2 protein-coding genes are annotated in these 4,024 nt (G+C 45.8%); one reads left to right on the top strand and one right to left on the bottom strand.

Annotation, left to right across the window (positions count from 1 at the left end):
- The first annotated feature begins 1,037 nt into the window (after positions 1–1,037).
- Positions 1,038–1,823, top strand: coding sequence for a hypothetical protein (locus tag OEZ43_21950; protein MDH5548243.1), 786 nt, complete (start codon positions 1,038–1,040; stop codon positions 1,821–1,823).
- A gap of 282 nt (positions 1,824–2,105) precedes the next feature.
- Here the strand turns inward: OEZ43_21950 and OEZ43_21955 are convergent, their stop codons facing one another.
- The gene (locus tag OEZ43_21955; protein MDH5548244.1) at positions 2,106–3,332 is read right to left on the bottom strand and encodes an HD domain-containing protein; all 1,227 of its coding nucleotides are present in this window, start codon (positions 3,330–3,332) and stop codon (positions 2,106–2,108) included.
- Positions 3,333–4,024: the final 692 nt, after the last annotated feature.

The raw sequence follows: 4,024 nt of genomic DNA on the forward strand, positions 1-4,024 counted from the left end.
AGGTTGTGGTTACCCCAAACGGACAGATCTTAATGCGTTAACCAGCACGCGAATACGAGGATGTAAGTCCAAGGTCATCTGCTCTCATCAATCAGAAATCAGGGTTGACATTGGGGCGTCTATACGAAGAAATATAAACCACCTTTACCCGTCTGAACGCCAGTATCAATCATCGAATCCAGCCTGTCAAAACGACATTCGCTTCGACAAAAGTGACCTACAGCGGAGAAATCCGCATCGAGTGGCGCCATATGCGTGTCTATTTCCGATGTTCTGGTTGTGAAATAGAGCGTGTCGGGCAAGCCGGACCGCTTCGCCTACACAGCAAAGGAATGCGCAATAAGAGGGATTATATGAAATCGAATCCGTCAGGAAGTCGGGCGGGTGTCTGAGGCGGTGCTCTGGTCAGCAGGCCCAGATGATTAAGTATTTTGACGATCGTCGGCGGGTCTTCTATGGAGGCTAAAATTTTGATTACCCAAAACACTCGCTACGCTCGCGGGGTAAGCTTATTGCCCTGGCAGTGGGGACATGTGTGAATATCTATCTTGAAGACGCGTTTGAGTAAACGCGCCCAGGTGGCGCAAATATCTTCGTGTGTCCACCGTGCGCCAAGGTTCGCGGATATGAGCGAGAAGACCATATTGATGGCGCTGAACTGACAGGTTCAACTGCGATGTCGGGCATCGTTAGCGGAGGTGTGGCAACATTATCTTTCTAACTATTGCAAGAGCAATATAGGGCTCGGCAAATTACGGGGCCCTTATCTAACACTAACGTCTTCCTTTTCCTTACAGATGAAGATTCACGTTTCGGAAGAAATTCTGAATACAATTTTACATGTGTGAAAAATTGGAAAATAGCACTGAAAAAAGAACGGCTATTTGTCATATGCTAAGTTTTATGTTGGCATTCAAGAAATGTATGCGTGCGACTCAAGTGCATACAATTGAAATGTAACAATATGTAATAAGTGATTTACCTAGGAAAAATATGCTTCATAATGCGCGCCGGATTAACACATTGATGGAGTAGCGATGAAAAGAGCACTAAATATAATCAAAATAGAATCGGAAAAACTTAATCAGTCGAGTCTGTGCCAATGGTTTCGATCGGCGGAAAACGAGGGTAAAGACGACTACTTAAAATTTATACCGGCAATGACCTTTTTTGTATTGGGTTTCAAAGATATTTTGCGGGAAATGCAATATGAAAATCCCACGACGGAAGTGGAACTAGAGATCAATACACACTGTATTGAGGATATACATCACTGGGAATGGTTTCTTTCTGATCTTGAGCGACTCGGTTTTTCACATAAGTCTTGGGGAGAAAGGGAAGCAGACGTATTCAAACAGTTGTGGAGCGATAGAAGCTATGTGGTTAGGGATTTGGTTTACTCGACAATTGCTCATGTGAAACACGGTGGTAATGCTATGGTGGCGTTAGCAGTGATAGAGTATTTGGAGGCAGCGTTCGGCGTTTTTATAAATTGCTTTAAGCCCATTGTGAAAAGGTCAGGGGTATATGATGAGCTTCAGTATTTTGGTCGATTGCACGTGGAAGAGGAGGAGACCCATACCCGTGGGGCCTGGATCGAGGGACGCAGGACAGACACTTCGGGTTCCATAACGACTATTCAACTCAAGGAAAATGAACTGGAAACTATCAGCCGAGTTGTGAAAGAAATATCAGAAAAACTTTTCATGGTTTTCCAATTCTGGTTTGAAGAGAAAGATGTTTATACAAGAACTGCTGGGTTTGACATACTCAATCAAGCTTCTGATAGCTACCGACATACCAAAGTAGTATCACATTCGTAGATCTAAAAATGATGCGGATCTCTGGGTTTTACCTGGATGCACCGGGGTGAAACATCTATTACAATCGTTGGGACACAAATCTCCTGCCTCATCCGCTTCGCGATTTTATTGATCAATGTCGGTGTCTGATGCGCTAACTGGTACGCATGGGACAGACCGGCTATGCACTTAGTCCGGTAATCAAATTAGTTATCATATGAGTAGCGGTACTACGCAAGGAGTCCGGAAAGATTTTTCAGGCGGTTATTTTCAAGCTGGATTATCGGTATATGTTCAAATTGCTTATGCTACTGCGTTCCGACTCCATTCGCTGAGCCAGTAGTGTTTTACGGCGTTATTAAACTGGCTCACCCAAGCAGGATCGTAGCGCCGAGACACGCCGACATTGACATCGTAGACGCCTTTGAGAATTCGTTTATTAAAGGGCAGGTTTGAGTGTTGTTCGACGGCATTGTGAAAGGTATCTACCACGGCGGCGAGCTTTCCCAGGTCACTGATACTTCCACTACTCAAACCGTAGGGATAGCCACTGCTATCGAGGTTTTCGTGGTGGTGCAGTACCAGGTCTTTGACGTCTTCACTTCCCGCTAACTGGAAGGCCAGTTGCGCGCCCAAATAGGGATGCATCTGCATATCCTCGATATCTTCCTCGGTCAATCGGTCCTTGGTCTTCAATATGCTTTGCATTGAGGCTAGCGCTATATCATGCAGGCAGATTCCCTGGAATAGGGCCCTGGAACACACTGGTTCGCCTGCGAGAAAGTTTATAGACAAGGCCAACTCAAGAACGGTTTGGGTATGCGCGCGTGTATGCTGAATCTTTCCATCGCGAATATTGTCGACGACCTGAAAACAATTGTCTTCTTTGAAGTATTCAATGAACTCTCTCGCCATTGACACGGGACAGTCGATCTTTTCTGGCACAAAAATGTCTACATGCGGCTTCACATCTGACGCAGACTGTTCCCCAAAAAGTTCGATATCGGCTTCTTGCTCGCCGAACAATTCAATCTCGTCGCTTGCGCCCTGGAATTCACTGACCGATGAGGGGGCACGATTGATCGCGTCAAGGGCTGACTCGATACCTTTATCGACTTGTCCGGCATCCGCTGCCAGCAGTATGTACTGAAGTGCTACCAGGATAGTCTGGGTTTTGCGCATATCGATAATCTGAGACTGCTCGACTTCGTTAGCGATGACCATCATTCTATCCAGTAGCGTCAATACAAATTCGGTCATGCGGGGGGGATATAGTTGCCAATCCAGCAGTAAATCCACCCCTTTCAGTGTATCGGCGAGGCTCTCAGAAAGAGGGATCAGGTCGAGCTTCACCGAGGAGAGCCAGGCGTCATAGATCAGTTGGCGAACCTGTTCGACCGACTTGAGGTTCTCTGGATTGCGTTCCAGGTCGATGGCCAACATCTCAACCTCTTGGTTAGTCCAGGCCAGTTCTTCTCGATACTGTTCAAGAATATCCTGATCGATATTTACGGGGAAATCGTAGCTCATTTAAGTAACAATGCTTTTTAGTCAGGTATTATCTTTTTCGTCCAAATGTAACTTTTTTTAAGTAAAAAGAACGCCCTAAAGGGGTGCTTGGAAATAAATTTGTTAATACTAGACTGTGTGTCATCAACATCGAACCCAACATGGATTAGAGTGGTTTTCATTGACGCCTCCTTTCATTAATCTAATGATTACAGTCGTCTAGATTACCACTTCGCGTATCCATCAATGATGATAGCCTTCGTTTCGGTTGAAGGGGGGCGCCTATATCTTATATTCCTAAACGCCCAATGCTTTTAAGGAATAAGAACTATAAACCACATATTCCTATTTGATCGCCAGTATTAGCCATCAAAACCTGAGTGTCAAAACGACTACCACTTCGATAAAAGAGACCTACAACAGAGAAAACTGCGCCGAGTGGTGCCATCAGGGTGTCTATTTCCGACTTATTGGACTTACTGGCTTCGAGATTGAGTGCGTCGGACGTGTGGGGCTGCTTCACCGCATGGTTGAAGGAATACTCGATGAGAGAGGTCTATATAAAATCTAATCCGCCAGGGAGTCTGGCGGGTGCCCGTGGTGGTGCTCTGGTGGGTAGGCCCAGGTGTTTAAGGATCTTTGCAATGGTCGGTGGGTCTTCAATAGAAGCTAAAATCTTGAGACGCCCTTGGCAATGGGGGCAGGTCTGGAAT

This window comes from Gammaproteobacteria bacterium, assembly GCA_029881255.1.
Lineage (GTDB): Bacteria > Pseudomonadota > Gammaproteobacteria > S012-40 > S012-40 > JAOUMY01.